19 protein-coding genes and 3 tRNA genes are annotated in these 20,646 nt (G+C 71.0%); 14 read left to right on the plus strand and 8 right to left on the minus strand.

What is annotated here, in order from left to right; translation table 11 throughout:
* Positions 1 to 113: 113 nt before the first annotated feature.
* On the plus strand, positions 114 to 2,723 hold the full coding sequence (mutS, locus tag VKV26_19760; GenBank protein HLZ72149.1) for a DNA mismatch repair protein MutS: 2,610 nt from the start codon (positions 114 to 116) through the stop codon (positions 2,721 to 2,723).
* A gap of 36 nt (positions 2,724 to 2,759) precedes the next feature.
* Here the strand turns inward: mutS and VKV26_19765 are convergent, their stop codons facing one another.
* Positions 2,760 to 4,001, minus strand: coding sequence for an MFS transporter (locus tag VKV26_19765; protein HLZ72150.1), 1,242 nt, complete (start codon positions 3,999 to 4,001; stop codon positions 2,760 to 2,762).
* A gap of 202 nt (positions 4,002 to 4,203) precedes the next feature.
* Here VKV26_19765 and VKV26_19770 point away from each other — a divergent pair, with 202 nt between their 5' ends.
* Entirely contained in the window at positions 4,204 to 4,896 is a 693-nt protein-coding gene (locus tag VKV26_19770; protein ID HLZ72151.1) for a Crp/Fnr family transcriptional regulator, read from the plus strand.
* Between the two features lie 12 nt (positions 4,897 to 4,908).
* Here VKV26_19770 and VKV26_19775 read toward each other — a convergent pair whose 3' ends face one another.
* Together VKV26_19775 and VKV26_19780 are read right to left on the minus strand one after the other, a co-directional pair.
* Complete coding sequence (locus VKV26_19775; protein HLZ72152.1) at positions 4,909 to 5,148, minus strand: hypothetical protein; 240 nt, start codon at positions 5,146 to 5,148, stop codon at positions 4,909 to 4,911.
* 4 nt (positions 5,149 to 5,152) lie between these two features.
* Complete coding sequence (locus VKV26_19780) at positions 5,153 to 6,070, minus strand: methionyl-tRNA formyltransferase (GenBank protein HLZ72153.1); 918 nt, start codon at positions 6,068 to 6,070, stop codon at positions 5,153 to 5,155.
* Between the two features lie 221 nt (positions 6,071 to 6,291).
* On the opposite strand from VKV26_19780, the gene rpsT reads away from it, so the two are divergent.
* From rpsT to VKV26_19815, 7 genes are all read left to right on the plus strand, one after another.
* Positions 6,292 to 6,567 carry a 30S ribosomal protein S20 gene (rpsT, locus tag VKV26_19785; GenBank protein ID HLZ72154.1) on the plus strand — a complete coding sequence of 92 codons (276 nt, stop codon included), beginning with the start codon at positions 6,292 to 6,294 and terminating at the stop codon, positions 6,565 to 6,567.
* A gap of 38 nt (positions 6,568 to 6,605) precedes the next feature.
* Entirely contained in the window at positions 6,606 to 7,493 is an 888-nt protein-coding gene (locus VKV26_19790) for a helix-turn-helix domain-containing protein (protein ID HLZ72155.1), read from the plus strand.
* A gap of 25 nt (positions 7,494 to 7,518) precedes the next feature.
* Positions 7,519 to 8,826 (plus strand): 30S ribosomal protein S12 methylthiotransferase RimO, encoded by a 1,308-nt coding sequence (gene rimO, locus VKV26_19795; protein HLZ72156.1) that lies wholly within the window; start codon positions 7,519 to 7,521, stop codon positions 8,824 to 8,826.
* Between the two features lie 71 nt (positions 8,827 to 8,897).
* Positions 8,898 to 8,970 (plus strand) — tRNA-Ala (locus VKV26_19800).
* A gap of 272 nt (positions 8,971 to 9,242) precedes the next feature.
* The gene (locus VKV26_19805; protein HLZ72157.1) at positions 9,243 to 10,187 is read left to right on the plus strand and encodes a methyltransferase; all 945 of its coding nucleotides are present in this window, start codon (positions 9,243 to 9,245) and stop codon (positions 10,185 to 10,187) included.
* A 119-nt stretch (positions 10,188 to 10,306) separates the two neighbouring features.
* On the plus strand, positions 10,307 to 11,263 hold the full coding sequence (locus VKV26_19810) for a dihydroorotate oxidase (GenBank protein ID HLZ72158.1): 957 nt from the start codon (positions 10,307 to 10,309) through the stop codon (positions 11,261 to 11,263).
* Positions 11,264 to 11,311: 48 nt separating this feature from the next.
* A tRNA-Arg gene (locus tag VKV26_19815) sits at positions 11,312 to 11,384 on the plus strand.
* A gap of 32 nt (positions 11,385 to 11,416) precedes the next feature.
* On the opposite strand, the gene VKV26_19820 is transcribed toward VKV26_19815, so the two are convergent.
* Positions 11,417 to 11,605 (minus strand): hypothetical protein, encoded by a 189-nt coding sequence (locus tag VKV26_19820; protein HLZ72159.1) that lies wholly within the window; start codon positions 11,603 to 11,605, stop codon positions 11,417 to 11,419.
* A 272-nt stretch (positions 11,606 to 11,877) separates the two neighbouring features.
* Between VKV26_19820 and VKV26_19825 the strand changes: the two genes are divergently transcribed.
* A complete protein-coding gene (locus VKV26_19825; protein HLZ72160.1) occupies positions 11,878 to 13,317 on the plus strand; it encodes a S53 family peptidase in 1,440 nt (479 codons plus the stop codon).
* A 128-nt stretch (positions 13,318 to 13,445) separates the two neighbouring features.
* Positions 13,446 to 13,534 (plus strand) — tRNA-Ser (locus VKV26_19830).
* 14 nt (positions 13,535 to 13,548) lie between these two features.
* Here VKV26_19830 and VKV26_19835 read toward each other — a convergent pair.
* The gene (locus VKV26_19835) at positions 13,549 to 15,111 is read right to left on the minus strand and encodes a hypothetical protein (GenBank protein ID HLZ72161.1); all 1,563 of its coding nucleotides are present in this window, start codon (positions 15,109 to 15,111) and stop codon (positions 13,549 to 13,551) included.
* A 167-nt stretch (positions 15,112 to 15,278) separates the two neighbouring features.
* On the opposite strand from VKV26_19835, the gene VKV26_19840 reads away from it, so the two are divergent.
* A complete protein-coding gene (locus VKV26_19840) occupies positions 15,279 to 15,938 on the plus strand; it encodes a DNA-3-methyladenine glycosylase (protein ID HLZ72162.1) in 660 nt (219 codons plus the stop codon).
* Between the two features lie 275 nt (positions 15,939 to 16,213).
* Here VKV26_19840 and VKV26_19845 read toward each other — a convergent pair whose 3' ends face one another.
* The 3 genes from VKV26_19845 to VKV26_19855 form a co-directional block, all read right to left on the minus strand.
* Positions 16,214 to 16,438, minus strand: coding sequence for a hypothetical protein (locus VKV26_19845; protein HLZ72163.1), 225 nt, complete (start codon positions 16,436 to 16,438; stop codon positions 16,214 to 16,216).
* A gap of 22 nt (positions 16,439 to 16,460) precedes the next feature.
* The gene (locus VKV26_19850) at positions 16,461 to 16,601 is read right to left on the minus strand and encodes a hypothetical protein (GenBank protein ID HLZ72164.1); all 141 of its coding nucleotides are present in this window, start codon (positions 16,599 to 16,601) and stop codon (positions 16,461 to 16,463) included.
* 97 nt (positions 16,602 to 16,698) lie between these two features.
* Complete coding sequence (locus VKV26_19855; GenBank protein ID HLZ72165.1) at positions 16,699 to 17,742, minus strand: dipeptidase; 1,044 nt, start codon at positions 17,740 to 17,742, stop codon at positions 16,699 to 16,701.
* A gap of 161 nt (positions 17,743 to 17,903) precedes the next feature.
* On the opposite strand from VKV26_19855, the gene VKV26_19860 reads away from it, so the two are divergent.
* On the plus strand, positions 17,904 to 18,956 hold the full coding sequence (locus tag VKV26_19860; protein HLZ72166.1) for a D-cysteine desulfhydrase family protein: 1,053 nt from the start codon (positions 17,904 to 17,906) through the stop codon (positions 18,954 to 18,956).
* A gap of 43 nt (positions 18,957 to 18,999) precedes the next feature.
* Positions 19,000 to 20,559, plus strand: a complete 1,560-nt coding sequence (locus VKV26_19865; protein ID HLZ72167.1) for a carboxyl transferase domain-containing protein — start codon at positions 19,000 to 19,002, stop codon at positions 20,557 to 20,559.
* The last annotated feature ends 87 nt before the right edge of the window (positions 20,560 to 20,646 follow it).

Below are 20,646 nucleotides of genomic sequence, written 5' to 3' on the forward strand. Positions count from 1 at the left end.
TCGCCACTCGCCCGGGATTGGGAGAGGGGTATGTGAAATGAGGTGAGGGCCGAGCGCCGTGCTAGAATGGCCCGACCGCCGGACATAACAGCCGGGCGGCGCAGGAAACGGCAGTGTCCCAGGCTTTTTCCCCTGTTGCCGACGCGCGGCTCACACCGGCGCGGCGCCAATACCTCGAGATCAAGGCGGAGTGTCCGCCCGACACGATCCTGCTCTATCGCCTGGGCGACTTCTACGAGACGTTCGACGACGACGCCCAGCGCGTGGCCGAAGCGCTGCACATCACGCTCACCTCGCGCGAATTCGGGCGCGGCGTGCGGGTGCCGCTGGCGGGTATTCCCCATCACGCGCTGAACGGCTACCTGGCGCGGCTGCTGGCGCGCGGCTTCAAGGTCGCCGTCTGTGAGCAGCTCTCCGAACCCGGCCGCGGCATCATCGACCGCGGCGTCGTGCGCATCGTCACGCCGGGCACGATCTCGCAACCGGATCTGCTGCGGCCCGGTGAAAACAGCTACCTCGCCGCCGTCTGCCGCCACGAAGAGACGCTCGCCCTTGCGTATGTCGACGTGACCACGGGCGAGTTCGCCGCCACGCAGTTCGCGGGCGAGCGGGCCGAGGCCGCGCTGGAGGCGGAGCTGGCGCGCGTGGCGCCGGCCGAGTGCCTGCTGGCGATGGGCGAAGGGCTGCCGCACGCCGGCACGGCCACGCGGCTCGAAGCGCGTCTGTTCGAGCCAGAGGCCGCGGCCGAGACGCTGAAGCGCGCGCTCAAGGTCGCGTCGCTCGAAGCCTTCGGCTGCGCCGGGGCGCCCGCGGTTGCCGGCGCGGCCGGCGCGATCGTCGCCTACCTGCAGCAGACCAACCCCGACCTGCTCGGTCTGCTGGACGGCTTCCGCACCTACACCGCCGCACGTTACCTGGCGCTGGATCCGCAGAGCCGACGCAATTTAGACCTGCTGCGTAGCGCCCGCAGCGGCGCCGCCCGCGGCGGTCTCGCCGCCGTGCTCGATCGCACGCGCACGGCGATGGGCGGGCGGCTGCTGCGTCGGGTGCTCGGCCAGCCGCTGCTCGACGTGACCGAGATCCAGGCGAGGCTCGACGCCGTGGCCGCGCTGGTGAGCGACGCGCCCCGCCGCCGCCGGCTCGGCGGCCCGCTCGACCGGCTGGCGGACGTCGAGCGGCTCACCGGGCGCGTCTGCGAAGGCACAGCCGGCGCCCGTGACCTGCACGGCCTCGCCGCCGTGCTGCGGCGCGCCCCGGCCCTGCGCGAGGAACTGACGCCGCTGGCCGCACTCGCCCCCGTTGCTGCCGAGCTGGACGGCGTGCCTGAAGCCGTGGCGATGATCGAGCGCGGCGTGGCGGACGCGGACGGCCGGCTGATCCGCCGCGGCTACGACGAACGGCTGGACGGGCTGCTCGGCTCCGTGGACGGCGCCCAGCGCACGCTGCTGGAGCTGGAGCGGCGCGAGCGCGAACGCAGCGGCATCCGCTCGCTCAAGGTCGGCTACACCAAGGTCTTCGGCTATTACATCGAGGTCACGCGGCCGAACCTGGCGCACGTGCCGAAGGAATACCGGCACAAGCAGACGCTCGCCAACGCGGAGCGCTTCACCACGCCAGAGCTGCGCGAGTGCGAGAGCCAGATCCTGCACTCCGAAGAGAACGCGGCGGCGCTCGAACAGGAGTTGTTCGCCGGGCTGCTGCGCGAGCTCGCCGGGCAGCGCACACGCCTGCTGCGCACGGCGGGCGCCCTGGCGCAGCTCGATGTCTATCTCGCGCTGGCCGAGACGGCCGTGGCGCACGGCTGGACACGGCCCGCACTGGACGAGTCGCTGCGGCTGGAGATCAACGGCGGCCGTCACCCCGTGGTCGAGGAGCGGCTGCCGCCGGGCGAGTTCATTCCCAACGACTGCGCCCTCGATGCCGGCGACGACGGCTGCCAGATCGCGCTGATCACCGGGCCGAACATGGCCGGCAAATCGACGTACCTGCGCCAGATCGCGCTCTGCACGGTGCTGGCGCAGATCGGCAGCTTTGTGCCGGCCGCGGCGGCGCGTATCGGCGTCGTCGATCGCATCTTCACCCGCATCGGCGCCCAGGACGACATCAGCGCCGGCCAGAGCACCTTTCTGGTCGAGATGATCGAGACGGCGACGATCCTGCGTCACGCCACGCGCCGCAGCCTGGTGCTGCTGGACGAGGTCGGCCGCGGCACCGGCACGCAGGACGGCATGGCAATCGCGCAGGCGGTGGTCGAGTATTTGCACCACTACGTCGGCGCCCGCACCCTGTTCGCCACGCATTTCCACGAGCTGGCCTTGCTCGAGCGCACCCTGCCGCGGCTGCGCCCGTTCAACGTCGCGGCGATCGAGGAGGCGGGCCGCCTCGTCTTCCTGCATCGGGTGCGGCCGGGCGGCAGCGACCGCAGCTACGGCGTGCACGTAGCGCGGCTGGCCGGCATCCCGCCGCTGGTCGCCGCCCGCGCCGAGGAGCTGTTGCGAGGGAACAGGGAACTTGGAGGGGACCGGGAACAGGGAACAGGGAAGCGGAGCACCGACGCCGACGCGCTGCTGACGGAGCTGGCGGCGCTCGACGTGCTGCGCATCTCGCCGCTGGAGGCGGCCGCTCGCTTGCAAGAGCTGCAGGAGCGTGCGGCGCTACAGCTACACTCCCGGGATACTCCCGCGGGTCAGGGCGAGCCGGCTCCCGCCGCTGCCCGCGGCTGACGTCGCCGAAACCACTGTTCCCTGTTCCCTGTTCCCTTACCTGTACCCTGTCACCAGGAACCTGTCACCCGACTCAGGCGCCGCCCGCCGATCGCGGCGCAGGCAGACGAGAAAGACCACAAGCTGCGCCGGCGGTAGCAACCCGACGAGCGCGAACAGCGCCGCATAGCCGCCGGCGTCCGCGAGAAAGCCCAGCACGAAGGCGCCCAGCACCGTGCCTACGTCCCAGGCGCCCGTGAGCGTCGCCATCGCCGCCCCGCGTTCGGCCTCGGGCGCCCGGTCCATCGTCAGGATCGTCAGGCCGGTATGGCCGAAGGCGAAGCCAGCGCCGTAGAGCAAGGCGGCGAGATAGAAGGCGGCGGCGCTGTGTGCCGCGCTCAACAGCAGCATCGCGCCGCCCGTGACCAGCAGGCCGGGCACGATCGCCGCCCGCCGCGACCAGCGATCGGCAACCCAGCCGCCGCCGATCCGCCCCAGCAGCAGCGTGACGCCGTACAGCGCGAAGAACACGCCCGGATCGCCGGCGTGGCGCTGTTTCTCGTAGAGGGCGAGGAAGGCGGTGACTGCGCCGGCCGGGATCGTGAGCGAGAGGAACGTCAGCATCGTCAGGCGGGCGCTCGGGCTGAACAGCTTGCCGCGCGGCGCGGCACGATGTTGCGCCGTCTGCGTCTCCGGGAGCAGCAGCGCCAGGCCGAGGCAGCCGAGGTTGAGCAGGACACCGGCGCCGAAGAAGGCGCCGTAGCCGAACGCCTGCGCCAGCCAGAGACCAAGCGCCGGGCCGTAGAGGCTGGTGCTGGTGTAGACGACACCATACCAGCCCATGCCTTCGCCGCGCCGCGGCGCCGGCAGCACGTCGGCGAGCGAGGCCATGATTGCGGTCGTCAAGAAGGCGGCCGTGATGCCGTACAGCGCCCGCACCGCCGAGAGATACCAGACATCGGCGCTGACGGCCTGCAGCAGCGAGGCGAGGGCGCAGCCCGCCGCGCCCGCAGCCAGCAACCGGCGGCGGCCGAGGCGATCGACGATGCGCCCGGTGTGCAGGCGCAACAGCATCGACGCGATGAACGGCACCCCTACCACCAGGCCGATCTGCCAGCGCGGCGCGCCCTTCACGTACAAAGGCAGGGCGGCGAAGTAGAGCGCGAAGCTGAGGAAGTAGAGGTGGACGACGCCGAACAGCAGCGCCAGCGAAACCGACCACAGCCGCGGCCGCGGTGCGACCGCGACGACCGCACTGCTCGTCGGGCCGGCGGCCACGATCGTCGCATCGGGCTGCATCGCTCACCGTGTAGGCGCAGTTGCCGGCCATGCTAGCGGCACAGCCGCGGCACGGTCAACGCGGCCGAAACGTTGCGCTCGCGCCACACGGACCTGACAGAGCCGGCCCGCGCCGTGTAGAGTAAGCCAGCGAGCAGGACGCGGCAGCGCCCGCTTGAGACACGAGGCGCAGCGGCGCCCGCCGCCGAGGAGCAGCACCGCAGTGCAGAGCGATCACACCGTCCGCGCGTTGACGGCTGTCCCCCTCTTCGCCAACCTTCCGCCCGCCGTGATCGAGGCGATCGCGGGCAAGGTTCGGCGCCGCCGTTTCAACAACGGCGAGGTGATCTTCCACGAGGGCGACCCTGGCCGTGCGCTCTGCGTGATCGAATCGGGCCGGGTGAAGGTCGTCTCCGTCTCGGAGCAGGGGCAGGAGGCGCTGCTGGCAGTGCTGGGGCCGAGCGAGTTCTTCGGCGAGCTGGCGCTGTTCGACGACATGCCGCGCTCGGCCGACATCGTGGCGATGGAGCAGACGCTGACGCTCAACCTCAATCGCGACGACTTCTTCGCGATCATCGATCGCTTTCCCAGCGTCTCGCGCCAGATCTTCAGCGTGCTCGCGGCCCAGATCCGCCGGCTGACCAGCGATGTCGCCGACATCGTCTTCCTCAACCTGGACGCGCGCATCGCCAAGCGGCTGCTGGAGCTGGCCGACTCCCACGGCGCCGACACGCCGGAGGGCCGGCGCATCGAGCTGAACCTGAGCCAGGCGGAGCTCGGCTCGATGGTGGGCGCCACGCGCGAGAGCGTAAACCAGTGCCTGCGCCGCTTCCAGGAGTCCGGGCTGATCACGCTCGGGCGGCAGCGCATCACCGTGGTCAAGGCCGACGGCCTGCGCCGCCGCATCAACTACTGAGCGGGGCGGCGTTCAGCGTTCTGCCACGCCCGTCGTGCCGTACTGCCTGGCCAGCCGCGCCTCGCAGGGAGCGCAGACGTAGAGCACGCCGCAGGCGCCCTCGGCGGTGTAATTGAGTGTGCGCCGGCCGCAAACGGCGCCGGCGGTGCTGGTGTTCAGCGGCAGATGAAACCAGCCGTCGCAGGAGGTGCAGGGCACGCCGGCGCCTTCATCGATGACGGTTGAACAGACGTGGCAGGTGTGCGGCGCCATTGGACTACCCGCCCAGTCGGGCGCCGGGCGCAAGGCCCGTGGCCCGCGCCCAGTCCGCCGCCGCGATCTTGCCCTGGCCCTCCGGCGTCACGCGCTTGAGCCGCACCGCGCCCTCGCGCATGGCTACGAGCACGCCCGCGTCTTCCACCGCCAGCACGGAGCCGGGCGCGCCGCCTGCTCCGGGCACGCGCTCCACGTCGAACAGCTTAAGCCTGGCGCCGCCCAGGCTGGTGACGGCGCCGGGCTGCGGGTTGCTGCCACGAATCAGGTTGTAGGTCGTGTCTGCCGGCGCCTGCCAGTCGATCCGCGTATGCTCTTCGCTGCAGGGCGGCTCGTAGGTCGCCTTGCTCTCGTCCTGCACGATCTTCGGCGCCGTGCCGGCCTTCACCAGGTCGATCGCCTCGACCATCGCGTCCACGCCGATCGGGAAGAGCTTGTTGAAGTAGATCGAGCCGACCGTGTCGTCTGGTCCGACCGGGACCTCCTTCTGCAACAGGATCGGCCCGGTGTCGATGCCGGCATCGACCCAGAAGACGGTCAGGCCGGTCACGGCGTCGCCCTGGATGATCGCCCAGTTGATCGAGGAGATGCCGCGGTGACGGGGCAGTAGCGAAGGGTGATACTGGATCGTGCCCTGCGCCGGCAGCGTCAGCACGTTCTCGCGGATGATGTCGGTGACGAAGGCCATCACGTTGAGGTCCGGTTTCAGCGCCGCGTACTGCTCGAAGACCTCGGGGCGGCGCAGGCGTCGCGTCTCCAGCACGGGCAGGCCGGCGGCCTCGGCGGCGGCGCGCAGCGGATCGGGGCGGGCGCCCTCTTTCGTCGCCGGGGCGCAGACGCCGGCGACGTCGTGCCCCGCCTCGCGCAGCCGCGTGAGCACGCTCTCGCCGAACGCCTGCTGACCGATCAGCACGATGCGCATCGCCGCCTCCGCCGGGCCATTGCCCCGTCCCGACGCTACGCCCGCCGGAGCGCCGCGTCAACGCGCCTTCGGCGAGCCTGATGGCGCCGTTCGCGCTCGCTGGACACAGCCGATGCCGCTTCGTATGATTGCTGCAATTGTCGGGTAAAGTGAACGGGCTGCGGCTGCACGCTGCGCGCCGCTGGGCGGCCCGCGGGCAGCGCGGCAGTGGGGGAGCGACCTTGCCGAACACGCGATCGGCGGCAAAACGCATGCGGCAGGCGCTGAAGCGCCGCCTGCGCAACCGTGCCGCAACCAGCACGATCAAGACCTACGTCCACCGCGCGGAACGGCAGATCGCCGGCGGCGAGATGGCCGATGCGGAGACGACGGTGCACCTCGCCCTGCGCGCCCTGGACAAGGCAGCGCAGAAGGGCATCATTCACAAGAACAACGCCGCGCGACGCAAGTCGCGGCTGATGCGCAAGCTCAACGCGGCCAAGGCGCCGCAGGCCTGATCCACGGCGCCCGGTCCAGTACCGAGTCCGGAGCGCGGATGACCGGCCTGGGAGCGATCCTCCAGCAAACGCGCGCGGCGCGCGGCGTCTCCCTGGAGGAAGCCGAGCGGGTGACGCACATCGCCCGCCGCTACCTGCAGGGGCTCGAAGACGAGGACTTCAGCGTCTTTCCGGCTCCTGTTTTCGCGCGTGGCTTCCTGCGCAACTACAGCCAGTACCTCGGCCTCGACCCGGACGAGATGGCCGACCTCTGGCCGGGGAACGCCGATCAGCAGCCGGCACGGCCGGAGCCAGCGCCCGAAACCGGGCGCAGCGAGTTCGAGCGGCGCACGGGGCCGCTGCGCACGCGCGGCCCGTCGGATCGCTCCGGCATTCGCCGGCCGTTCGGCTCGCGCGGCGGCGCGGCGCCCGGCCCGCTCTCGCGCGGCGCCGGTCCGCGTGGCGGGCAGACTTCCGCCGCACCCGCCCTTCTCGCGGTGGTCGTCGCCGTCGTGGCTATGTTGCTGATCGCCCTGATCGCCTCGCGCGCCGGCGGCGCGTCCGCGCCAGGCGGCAGCGCCAACCGGCCCAGCGCCTCCCGGCCCGCCGGCGGCAACCAGCCCGCCGCCAGCCCGACGGCGCCGCCGCGCAGCGCCGGCAAGATGCCGAACCTGGTCGGCAAGACTCGACAAGAGGCGCTCGCGCAGTTGCAGCAGGCCGGGGTGACGCCGCTGGTGGTCGGAGTAAGCAGCGCCAATGCCGCCGCGGCCCCTGATGCCGTGCTGCGCCAGGATCCCTCGCCCGGCACCGCGATCACCACCAACTCCGCCATCTCCCTGATCGTCAACGGCGCCGCGGCCGCTGCCACGCCGACGCCGCAGCCGGGCGCCACGCCCCGTGCCACGGCGACGCCCCGTGCCACGGCGACGCCCCGCACGGTACGCTGATCGGCAGCAGAGAACGGACGAACGCGTGCGCTATCACCTTGTCACCCTGGGCTGCCCCAAGAACACGGTCGACTCCGAGCGGCTGGAGCGGCTGCTGCTGGCCCGCCGCCACGTACCCACGCCACGGCCCTCCGACGCCGATCTGCTGATCGTTAACACCTGCGGCTTCATCGACGCCTCCAAAGAGGAATCGGTGGACACGATCCTGCGGCTGGCCGCGATCAAGAAACCGGGCCAGCGGCTGATCGCCGCCGGCTGTATGACGCAGCTCTACGGCGACGAGGTCGCGCGGGAGATCCCGGAGGTCGATCACGTCTTCGGCGTCGAGCAGTGGCAGCAGGTGGCGGCGCTGGCCGAGGGCGAAGCCGCGGCGCCGTGGGACATCCCCCTGACCGCATCGCCCATGCGCCACCGCACCAGCGCCTATCTGAAGATCTCCGACGGCTGCGACGCGCCCTGCACCTTCTGCATCATCCCGAAGATCAAGGGCCGCTTCACCAGCCTCGGCGCCGGCGCGATCGTGGCCGAGGCGCGGCGGCTGGTGGCGGAAGGGGCGCGCGAGCTGGTGCTGGTGGCGCAGGACAGCACGGCCTGGGGCGAAGACCTGGGCCGGCGCGACGGCCTCGCCGATCTGCTGCGCCTGCTGGCGGAATCGCTGCCCGAGCAGCCTTGGCTGCGCATCATGTACGCCTATCCCGGCCGCGTGCGCGAGCCGCTGATCCGGGCGATGGCCGAGCTGCCGACCGTCGTGCCCTATCTCGACATGCCTCTGCAGCACGGCAGCGTCGCCCTGCTGCGCCGCATGCAGCGGCCGAGCAACATGGTGATGGTGCGCCGCACGCTGGCCGAGCTGCGCGCGGCGATGCCCGAAATTGCGCTGCGCACCTCGCTGATCGTCGGCTTTCCCGGCGAGACGCGGGCCGAGTTTGCCGAGCTGCAGGCGTTCGTCGAGGAGGCGCGCTTCGACCACGTCGGCGTCTTCACCTACTCGCCGCAGGAGGGCACCCCCGCCGCCGCCATGCCCGGGCAGATCGCCGAGCGGGTGAAAAGGCGCCGCCGCGACGAGCTGATGGCCCAGCAGCAGGGCATCTCGCACGAGAAGCACAAGGCGCTGGTCGGCAGCGAGATGACGGTGCTGATCGAGGCAGCGCAGCGGCAGCAGGACGGCGGCGAGGTGATCTCCGTCGGCCGCGGCTCCCGCGACGCGCCGGAGGTGGACGGCGTGGTGCTGGTGCACGGCGAGCTTGAGCCGGGCAGCCGCGTGCCCGTGCGCATCACCGGCGCCATGCCCTACGACCTGCTGGCCGAGCCACTGGCCGCGCCCGTTCCTTGAGACACGACTTTCCTTGACACCGTTTTGCGGCCGCTGCTACGATCTTCGGGCGGCATCGGGCCGCGGCGCATGGGGATATAGCTCAACTGGGAGAGCGCTGCGTTCGCATCGCAGAGGTCGGGGGTTCGAATCCCCCTATCTCCACCGAGCTGTTCACCGCGGGAGTCACGTCGATTGGGGTCGTTTCCGCCATTGCGGATGCGGCCCTATTTTCGTGACCGGCCGGTTGAATTGCGCTCAAACCAACCCCCCGCCGTCTGCTGCGCCGTGGACGGCAGTGTCGCACCGACGGCGCTGCGCCAGTCCGCCCGTAGGTGAGACCATTCGACGTTGTGGTGTGCCCCGCAACGTCGGGATCGGAGGATGGTGTGCCGGGCGAGCGAAGCCTCTGGGAGCTGGCGGACCTTGTGACGCCGATGGCCCTGCGCGTGGCGGCCACGCTGCGCATCGCCGATCGGATCGCGCAGGGCACGAACACGGCGCCCGCGCTGGCCGCCGCGGCGGGCGCCGACGCCGACGCGTTCGAGCGCCTGCTGCGCCATCTGGTCACGGCCGGGGTGCTGAGTCACGGGGACGCCCGTGAGTACGGGGTGACGCCGCTGGGCGAGGCGCTGCGCGACGATCATCCATCCGGCCTGCGCGAGCGGCTGGACATCGAGGGCGCGGTCGGCCACGCGGACCTGGCGTTTGCCTGCCTGTCGCACAGCATCCGCACGGGAGAGTCGGCGTTTCCCTTGCAGTTCGGCCGCTCGTTCTGGGACGACCTGGCGGCGAATCCCGCCCGTTCCGCCTCCTTCGACGCGCAGATGGGCGTCGATGCCGCGGCCTGGGCGCGCGACGTGGTCGGCGCCTACGACTGGGGCGCGCTCGGGCGCCTGGTGGATGTGGGCGGCGGCAACGGCGCGATGCTGATCGCCCTGCTGCAGGCACACCCGGCGCTGCGCGGCACGGTCTTCGATCTGCCGGCCACGGCCACGACGGCGCGCGCGGCGCTGGCGGCGGCGGGCCTGCAAGCGCGGGGCGATGCCGTCGGCGGCAGCTTCTTCGAGCCCCTGCCGGCGGGGGCGGACGGCTATCTGCTCTCGGCGATCCTGCACGACTGGCCCGACGCGGCGGCGCTCGCCATTCTGCGGCGCTGCGCCGAGGCGGCGGGTGCGGCGGGCAAGGTCTTCGTGCTGGAGAAGATCGGCGCGGACGGAAAGTCGCTGCAGACGGCGATGGACCTGCGCATGCTCGCCTTCTTCGGCGGCAAGGAGCGCGGCGTGGCCGAGCTTGCCGCCCTCGGCGCGGAAGCCGGCCTGAAGCTGGCCGCGGTGCACCCGGCGGGGCCGCTGGCGATCGTCGAGTTCAGGGCCGCGTGAGAGTGCCGATCGCCTTCGTCCCGCGGTGAGTCGATTCGCGGCGCAGGACGTAAGCGCCCGGCCCGCGCGGCGGCGATTTGCTACGCTGTTCGTTGGTACGAGACGGCGGGAGGAGCGCGATGCCCGAGCTTGCGGCCGAGATCGGCGGTGTGCGCCTCGCGTTGCTGCTGATGAACGCTTCCGGCCCGAACTGCACGACACTGGCGCAGCTCACGGCGCTGGCGCAGTCGGACGCCGGCGCCGTGGTCACCAAGTCGATGACGCGCGAGCCGCGCGCCGGCAACGCCGAGCCGCGCTACGCCGACTTGCCGCTCGGATCGATCAACTCGATGGGTCTGCCGAACCTGGGCTATCTCGCATACTGCCGCCTGCTGCCGCGCCTGCGCGAGTTCGGCAAGCCGGTGGTCGCCAGCATCGCCGGCTTCTCCTTGGACGACTACGTGACGATCGTGCGGGCGACTTCGGAGGCGGGCTTCGACCTGATCGAAGTCAACCTGTCTTGCCCCAACATCGCCGGCGAGCCGCAGGTGGGCTACGACTTCGGGCATTCAGAGGAGGTGCTGGCGGCGGTGCGCGCCGTCTGCCGGCGGCCGCTGGGCGTGAAGCTGCCGCCCTACTTTGACCCGGTGCACCACGAGCGCATGGCGGCGATCGTGCGCCGCAGCGGCGTGGATTTCCTCACGCTGATCAACTCGGTGGGCAACGCGCTGGTGATCGACGCCGAGAGCGAGACGCCGGTGATCCATCCGCGCGGCGGCTTCGGCGGCCTCGGCGGCGAATACATCAAGCCGGTGGCGCTGGCAAACGTACGCGCCTTCCACACGCTCACCGGCGGCGCGATTCCGATCATCGGCGTGGGCGGCGCCTACACGGGCCGCGACGTGTTCGAGTTCTTGCTGGCCGGCGCCAGCGCCGTGCAGCTCGGCACGGCCTACATGCAGGAGGGCACCGGCATCTTCGCCCGCGTCGCCGCCGAGCTGGACGCCCTGCTTGCCGCCAGGAGCTACGCCGGTGCGGCCGCGGCGGTCGGCAAGCTGAAGCCGCTGCCGGCGGCGCAGCCCGCCGCCACGGGCTGAAGCGTCGCCATCCGCTATACTTGGTGAACGGCGCCGGACGCCGTCCCTGCCCCCGTAGCTCAGTGGATAGAGCAGCGGTTTCCTAAACCGCGTGTCGGTGGTTCGAGTCCGCCCGGGGGTACCCGCGCAGGTTCAGTGCTACTCGCAGACGGGCTACGCCACGGCCACGGCGCGGCGGTCGTATTTCCAGACCAGCTCGTTGAGCAGCAGTGTTTCGGCGCGGTCGGCGGGGATGGCGCCGCTACGCACCAGCTCCTGCTGCACCGTGGCGAAGACCTCCGCCGGCACGGCGATGCGCTCGCCGATGTAGCGCCGGCCCTGGGCGTCGTAGTGAAGCGTCACGTTACCGCACCGCAACGTTTATATTGCAGCCAGTGTAATGCAGTAACAACATTGCAAGCAAGAGGATTGGCGGCAGTCTTGGCTGATTCGCCGTCGCCTTGCATAAGGGCGTGAGCCGCCCGCTGCCGCGGCACGCCCCGCCTTCCCACCGCGCGGGCCCCGCGCTCGTTGCTGCCGGCTGCCATGGCGCGGCTGGCCAGGCTGCCGCCGTTTCGTAACAATCTCGCTCGCGCCGCGTTATATTGCCCAACACTGCACGTGGAGGTGGTTTCATGTCCTGGCACTGGCGGCGCGGGCGCATCCTCGCGCTGTGCGCCGTTTCCCTGGCGCTGCTGAGCACGGCTGCCGCCTGGCGGCCGGCCTCGGCCGGGCTGCAGTTCGCCCCGCTGGCCGAAGTGGCGCCCGACAGCGACCTCGACCTGACCGGCGCCGCGGGGCCGGCCTACGCCTGCACGACGCCCGCCCCCGTCGTCCATTCCGTCTCGTTTCACTGCTACACGCCGTCGCAGATCTTCGCCGCCTACGGCGTGGACGCACTGCACGCGGAGGGCACCACGGGCAAGGGCCAGACGATCGTGATCGTCGATTCGTATGGCAGCCCCACCGCGCAGCACGATCTCGACGTGTTCAGCGACACCTTCGGGCTGCCGCGCACGCAGATCGAGTTCATCTATCCGGACGGCACGCCGCCGTTCAACAACTCCGTGAACGGTTCGCCGGCCGGCTGGGCCTTCGAGACGAGCCTCGACCTGCAGTGGGCGCACGCGATCGCACCCGACGCCCACCTGGTGCTGGTCGCGGCCAACCCGGCCGAGACACAGGGCGTGCAGGGCTTCCCCGGCATCTTTAAGGGCGAGCAGATCGCGGTCGGCCGCTTCCCCGGCGCGGTGCTGAGCCAGAGCTTCGCCGTGACCGAGCAGTCTTTCCACGCCGCGGCCGCAGAGCAGGTGCAACTGCTGGGCCAGGTCTACCAGCGGGCCGCGGCGAACCGCGTCACGGTGCTTGGCTCCAGCGGCGACAGCGGCACGGCCAACGGCGACAAGCAGGGCCGCGTCTTCCCCTTCCCGACGGTCAACTGGCCCTCGTCGGACCCGATGGTCACCTCCGCGGGCGGCACCTGGCTGCAGTACGGCTGGACGTGGAATCCAACCAGCCCCACCAGCCTGAGCTTCCTTACCACCCCCGGCAGCCGCACCGAGGCCGTGTGGGATGAGCCGTTCCTGCCGGCGGCCGGCGGCGGCGGCCGCAGCGTGCTGTTCTCCACGCCCGCCTTCCAGAGCGGCATCGCCCAGAGCCTGTTGCAGGGGCGCCGCGGCCTGCCGGACCTCTCCTGGAACGCGGCGGTGGACGGCGGCGTGCTGGTGTACACGAGCTTCCCCACCGTGCGGGTCGGCTGGCACATCGTCGGCGGCACGAGCGCCGCCTCGCCGCAACTCGCGGCGCTCGTCGCGCTCGCCAACCAGCTAGCCGACGCGGCGCACAAGGCCCACGTCGGCTATCTCAACCCGCTGATCTACCAGCTCCCGGCGGGCGACTTCACCGACATCGTGCCGCAGACGTTTGGCCCCGGCGCCGTCACGCTGGCGGACAACGCGGAGTTCGGCAGCGGCATCGCCGGCATGGCGGTCACGCCCGGTTACGACCTCGCCACCGGCTTCGGCAGCCCGAAGGCGCACAGTTTCGTGCACGACCTGGCCAACCTGTTACCGTAACGGCCATTGATCCGGCACGGCCGGCGGACCGGCCAATCGTGGCCGGTCCGCCGGCTGTCCGTTGGGCCAACAGGCCGGGAGCGGTACGATGGTACGGCGCAAGCGCGCCATGCGCGCATCGGGCCGCTGGAGGGGTGGCCGAGTGGTTTAAGGCAACGGTCTTGAAAACCGTCGCGGTTTCGCGCCGCCGTGGGTTCGAATCCCACCCCCTCCGCCAGCCGCCGTTCTGAATCAGACCGGGTCGTGCCGCCCGGCTACGATCATCGCTTCGCTCTGCCGCCGCGCCTCGCGGTAGCGGGCACGCTCGTCTTCCGGCGTGCCGGCCGGGAGTTCCGCAAGGATCTTCGTCAGCTCCTCGTCGAACAGGCGTGTGATCAGCACCGGCGTGTGCACGAGCGGCAGGTCCGCGTCGTCCATGATCGTCACCACCTCGTGGTGCTGCGCGCGCTGCGCGAGCATCAACCGGTAGATGCGATCCGTGGCCAGGTCCTCCATGTAGCCATCCAGCAGGCTGGCGCCGCGCCCGCTCAGCACGCCGTGCCGGTAGCGAATCACCGTGCGCACCGCCGCCCGCGTGCCCTGCAGCGAGTGCCGCCCCACGCCGGTCGGCAGCGGCCGCAGGTCCGGGTGCAGGTCGGCGTCGGGCCGGCGCGCCTGCAACTGGTTCGGCGCCGGGAACTGCTGCACGGCGATCGCGTTCTGGTCCGGGTGGCCCGTCCAGGCGCCGTCCATCAGGCAGGCGGCCTCGTTGTGCTTGTCCTCCGCCAGCACGCGCAGGGCGCGGGCGTTCAGGTCGGCGTCCGTGCGGCTGGGGTAGAGCGCGGTCATGCCGCCGATCGCGAAGATGCCGCGCTTGTGGCAGATCTCCGGCAGCAGCGTGCGCAGGTTCTGGAAGAAGGGCACGTCGTGCGGAATCGTGTTGCGGTCGGGCAGCACCCAGGCCGGATCGTTGAGGTTGAAGTGGATCAGGCTGGCCATGTAGTCCCAGCGGCCCAGGTTCAGGCCGATGATGTGCCCGCGCAGGTTGTAGATGAACTCCTCCATCTGGAAGGCGAGCGGGTGCGCCTCCACCAGCGCCATGCAGCGGATCCAGCCCCGCGGCCAGCCGCGCGCCTCCTCGATCGCGTCGAACAGGTCGCGCCACCACAGCGCCTCTTGAGCGGACTCCGACTTGGGAATGTAGAAGCAGAGCGGATGGCGCAGGGCAGCCGGCTCGGCCTGGTAGCAGACCAGCGCCACGTCCAGCAGCGCCGCCGCCATCAGCTCGCCGGAGAAGACGCCGCCCTGGTTCAGGTGCAGACCGCGGGCGCGGGTGAAGATCACGGTGCCGCTCGGCTCGATGCCGACCGCGCGCCCGCGCTTCTGGTCCTCGTAGGTCAGCTCGCCGCGCAGCGCCCGGCGGATGTTTTGGACACCGGTCAGCAGGTGCGGCCAGGTGTTGGCCATCGAGTCTTCGAGGTCCAGCATCACCGCCGGCGCGCCGGAGTTGAGCATCTTCACCACCAGCTCGGCTTCGTCGGCGGGGCCGGTCATCTGGTTACGCTGGTCGAGGCTCCACGCCGGCAGCTCGATGCGCCAGTCGCCGCGCGTCGCATCCGAGGGGGGCAGATACGCCGGCAACCGGCCGGCGTGCGCTTCGGCCAGCACCTCGGCGCGCTGCCGCACCAGCGCCTGCTGGCGCGGCGTCAGATCGCGGTGCAGCGGCGTGAGGAAGTCCATGAAGCCGGGCGGCAGGTCGCGGGCCGGATCGAAGCTTGAGGGGGCGAAGTTGATGCGCGGATCGACCGTCACCATGGCGTTTCGCTCCAAACCGCCGCGTTGGCGGCGGGAACGGGGTATCGGGACAATAGCCCCGCACCACGACACTGTCAACGCGCGTCGAAGCGAACAGCAGTGCTAAACTACATCGAATGAGGAATGAGCGCCCTCCCGACGTGCAGCTTGCTGCTGGAGTACCTGCAATGCCCCGTTTTGCTGCCCTCGACCTCGACGCAGCCTTCGCCCACCTGGCCGCGGCGGACCCCGTGCTCGCGGCGCTGCTGGAACAGTTCCAGCCACGCGCGCCGCGGCCCGAGCACGGCCTCTTCCACGACCTGGTCGAGGCGATCGTCAGCCAGCAGCTCTCCGGCAAGGCGGCGGCGACGATCATGCGCCGCCTGCACGAGGCGGTGGCGCCCACTGGCGACATGACGCCCGAGGCCGTGCTGCGCACCGACCACGAGATCCTGCGCGGCGCCGGCCTCTCCAACGCCAAGGCGCGCTACGTCCGCGCTCTCGCCGAGGCGGTGGTAGAAGGGACGCTCGATCTCGCGGCGCTGCCGGGACTCGATGATGATGCCGTCGCCGCCCAGCTCACGCGCGTGCGAGGCATCGGCCGCTGGACGGCGGAGATGATCCTGCTCTTTTCGCTGGCCCGCCCCGACGTGCTCTCCACCGGCGACCTCGGCATCCGCAACGCGGTGATGCGCCACTACCGCCTGCCGGCGCTGCCCACACCAGCGGAGCTGGAAACGATCGCGGAGCCGTGGCGGCCGCATCGCAGCGCCGCCTTGCTGCTGCTCTGGCAAAGCCTCGACAACCGCCCGCCGCTGGAGGCGCCGCGCGAAGACGCCGCAGACTGATCGCGGTAAGCGGGGCGCCTCACCCTGGTTTCGCAGGCGAAACCCGTCCATTCCCGACACCGGAAGGGACTTCTGGAGCGTTCCAATCACTGAACGAGGGGAACGGGGTTTGGTGTCTTCGCGGAGAGCACGGAGTGAAGTGCTCCGCGCGTCCGGCGAGGACACCCAGCCTGCGCTCGCGTGGCGCATACCGAGGAACGCTGCAGGAGCCCCTTACCCGCTTCAGGAAGGGACCGATGCCGCTTGCGGCATCTGGGTCAGGCGCCACGGTGGCGCTACGCTCGCGCCCGCGCCTGCTCTGTGGCGCGGTCCGGCTGCCAGAGCTTGCACCACCAGGGACCGCCCACCACCATGTCCACCTCGCGATGGGCGCAGTAGCCGATGCCCTCGCGCAGCAGCTTGTAGAAGCGACAGTTGTCGCAGCGGTCGTCGTTCGTGCTCTCCGGCCAGAGATCGACGGCTTCCACCCGCTGCTTCAGTTCAGGAATCGACTGTGCCATCGCCCGCTCCGCCGCGAACCGATCACTTCGGCGCCATCACCTGCGCGTGGCAGCACAGCGGCCGGATCTGGCCCGTGCCTGCCTTCGTCACGATGAACTCCGAGCCGCACACCGGGCACACATACCGTTTGCCGACCTTGTTCGGCTCTTCACCCGCTTCCATCTCGCAACGCTCCTGCCGCACTGAATCGCAGAATCACGGCCCTCCGCGCCGTCCGATCGCCGCGCTCGCTCGGGAAACCGTAGCTTGCCAGCCGCTTCTAGCGCCAGACCTCGCCCAGCACACGGGCGAAGTTGCCGTGGGTGATCCGCTCCAGCGCGTCGTCGCTGTACTCGCGCCGTTTCAATTCGCGCAGCAGCAGCGGCAGGCGCGTGGCGTCGGCCAGCACGTCGGGCACGTCGGTGCCGTCGAAGTCGGTGCCGATCGCCACGTGCGCGTCGCCCACCAGGCCGACGATATGGTCCACGTGCGCGGCCACCATCGCCAGCGAGGTCGAGCTGTCGCGGCCGCGATCGGGCCGGATGAAGCTGTTCGCCAGGTTGATGCCGATGCAGCCGCCGGCCCGCGCCAGCGCCTTGATCTGCTCGTCCGTCAGGTTGCGCACGTGCGGCGAGACGGCGAAGGCGTCCGAGTGTGTGGCGATGAACGGCTTCGTGGAGATCGCCGCCACGTCCCAGAAACCGGCCTCGTTGAGATGCGAGACGTCGACCACGATGCCCAGCCGGTTGCACTCGGCCACCAGGTGCTTGCCGGCCTCGGTCAGCCCCGTCTCCGGCGGCTGGGCGCGGGCCGAGCGCACGCCGTGGCCGAACACCGTCGAGCGGCTCCAGGTGATGCCGAGCGAGCGCAGCCCCGCCTCGTAGTACCAGCGCAGCTCGCGCAGGTCCTCGCTGACCTGATCCGCGCCCTCGAAGTGCAGGATCGCGCCGAACGCCTCGCCGGCAAGGCAGGCGTCGAGGTCGGCGGCGGAACGGATCAGCCGCACCTGGCCGTCCGCACGGTCGATCGTGTGCAGCAGATCGTCGATCTGCACGGCGGCAGTGCCGCGGGCATCACGCTCGGCGTCCTCGTCGCGCATCCAGATCGAGGCGAAGGCGGCGCCGATGCCGCCCTTGCGCGCCCGCGGCAGATCGACGTGGCCATCGCTGCTCTCGGCGAGAAAGTCGCGGCGGCGCGGCGCCTTTTCGGGCGCGACGGTGAGGCCCTGGCCACCGGCGACATCCTGATAGCCGCTCATCTGCGTCAAAAAGTCCTCATGGCCGTCGAGGATGAGCGGGAACTCGTTCATCGCGCCTTCGGCCATCTCGGCTCCTCTCCATGCGCGGGCAGTGCCGCCGGTGCGGTTTCGTTTGCACAGCGTACACCAGCCGTCGCGGTCCGCGGCGCTGTACGCCCCGCGCGGCCGGACGGTAGACTTGGCTCGCGGCGCGGCGCCGGCGCGTGCGGCCGCGGGAGCCGGAGGGAATGGCAACCGTCATGCATTTGCACGACTTCGCCCGCGTGCCGCTGGCGCAGGTGCCCACCCCGCTCGACGAGGCGCCGCGCCTATCGGCGGCACTCGGCGGGCCGCGCATCCTGCTCAAGCGCGACGATCTCAGCGGCCTGGCGCTGGGCGGCAACAAGGCGCGCAAGCTCGAGCTGCTGCTGGCCGAGGCGCTGGCGCAGGGCGCGGACACCATAATCACCACCGGCGCGGCTGACTCCAACCACTGCCGCATGACCGCAGCCGCGGCCGCACGGCTCGGTCTCAAGTGCCTGCTGCTGCTCGGCGCGAAGGACGAGGCGCCGGCGCTGCAGGGCAACCTGCTGCTCGATCAGCTCTTCGGCGCCGAGGTCTGCTTCGCCTCATCGAGCCGCGTGCCCAACCGCAACGCGCTGCTGCCCGAGCTTGCGGCGCAGGTGCGCGCCCGCGGCGGCAAACCGTACGCCTTCCCCTCCGGCGGCTCGATCGGCCTGGGCGCGCTCGGCTACGCGCTGGCGCTGCAGGAACTGATCGACCAACTCGCGGCGCGCGGCGTCGAGCCCGATTATCTGGTCTGCGCCTCCGGCTCCGGCGGCACGCACGCCGGGCTGTTATTGGGCGCGGCGCTGTTCAAACCGCGCTTCGAGATCCTGGCCGTGAACGTGGACGATCCGGCCAACGACGAGCTGGAAGGGCGCACGCGCCAGGTCTACGCCGAGGGCGCGGCACTGCTCGGCCTGCCGAGCGAGCAGCCGGTGGCGCCCTTCCACCTGCTCACCGGCTACCTGGGCAAGGGCTACGGCGTGCTCACGCCCGGCGGCGCGGAGGCGATCCGCCTGCTCGCGCGCACAGAAGGCGTGCTGCTCGATCCGGTCTACACCGGCAAGGCGATGGCGCTCTTGATCGACTACGTGCGCACGGGCCGCATCGGCGCGGAGAGGACGGTCGTCTTTCTGCACACGGGCGGCGCGCCGGCGCTGTTCACGCAGGCGCCGGAGCTTGTTGCTGCACCAGGCCTCGCACCGCGGGCGCCGCACTGGTGGGGCAGAGCCTGAAGCGGCGCGGGCACGCGCAACCGCCCCATCATGGAGTGCAACGATGGTTTGGCAACCGGAACTGGATGAGCTGGCGCGCCGCCGCGAGCTGGCGCTGGGCATGGGCGGTCCCGAAAATATCGCCCGCCAGCACAACGGCGGCAAGCTCACCGTGCGCGAGCGCGTCGATCGCCTGCTGGACGCGGGCAGCTTCCACGAGGTCGGCGCCCTGGCCGGCGGCGCCCGCTACGACGACGAGGGCAACCTGGTCGAGTTCCGCCCGTCCAACTTCGTGATGGGCCACGGCCGGATCGACGGCCGGCGCGTCGTCATAGGCGGCGACGACTTCACCGTGCGCGGCGGCGCGGCCGACGCCTCGGTCGGCGGCAAGCAGGGCTACTCGGAGCGCATGGCGCTGGAGATGAAGCTGCCGCTGGTGCGGCTGGTCGACGGCACCGGCGGCGGCGGCAGCGTGCGCACGCTGGGCAGCAGCGGCCGCACCTATGTGCCCGCCAATCCCGCCTGGGAGACAGTGATCGCGGCGCTGAGCGAGATCCCGGTCGTCGGCGCGGCGATGGGCTCGGTCGCCGGCCTCGGCGCGGCGCGCGTGGTCACCTCGCATTTCTCCGTGATGGTGAAGGACAGCTCGCAGCTCTTCGTCGCCGGGCCGCCGGTGGTCGAGGCGGGCATGGGCACACCGATCACCAAGGAAGGGCTGGGCGGCTCGCAGATCCACGCGCACGGCAGCCTGGCCGTGGACAATGAAGCCGAGAGCGAGGACGACGCCTTCGAGCAGATCCGCCGCTTCCTCTCCTACATGCCACAGAACGTCTGGGAGCAGCCGCACCGCTGCCCGAGCGACGACGACCCCTGCCGCCGCGAGGAGGAACTGCTCTCGATCATCCCGCGCAACCGCCGCCGGCCCTACAACGCACGCAAGCTGCTGCAGCTCGTTGTGGACCGCGACTCGTTCTTCGAGATGGGGCGCTTCCAGGGACCGTCGCAGATCACCGGCTTCGCCCGGCTCCACGGCTACCCGGTGGCCGTGCTCGCCAACGATCCGCTGGTCTACGGCGGCGGTATGGACGCGCCCGCCTCGGAGAAGCTCGAGCGTTTCGTGGACATCGCCGACACGTTTCACCTGCCGATCGTCAACTTCGTCGATCAGCCCGGCTTCGTGATCGGCGTGCAGGCGGAGAAGGCGGGCACGATCCGCAAGGGCGCCGCGGCGATGGCGGCGGTCTACCAGGCGACGGTGCCGCTGGCAGCGATCATGCTGCGCCGCGCCTACGGTGTGGCCGGCGCCGCGCACATGAACCACTCGCACTACAACCTGCGCGTGGCCTGGCCCTCGGGCGACTGGGGCTCGCTGCCGATCGAGGGCGGCATCGAGGCGGCCTACAGGCGCGACCTGGCGAACGCGCCCGACCCGGCCGCCCTGCGCGCCGAGATCGAGCGCAAGCTCAACATGGTGCGCTCGCCCTTCCGCGTGGCCGAGGCCTTCGGCATCGAGGAGCTGATCGACCCGCGCGACACCCGCGCCCTGCTCTGCGACTGGGCCGAGCTGGCCTACGCGGTCGAGGCCACGCGCCTCGGCCCCAAGCGCCGCGGCGCCCGCTGCTGACGGCGCGGTTTGTCGTGCCCTCCTTCGTCGGATACTCTGATATCCGAGTATCGGACGAAGGGACGGAAGTGATGACTCACGTCGGCA

The sequence above is a fragment of the Dehalococcoidia bacterium genome (genome assembly GCA_035310145.1).
Classification (GTDB): domain Bacteria; phylum Chloroflexota; class Dehalococcoidia; order CAUJGQ01; family CAUJGQ01; genus CALFMN01.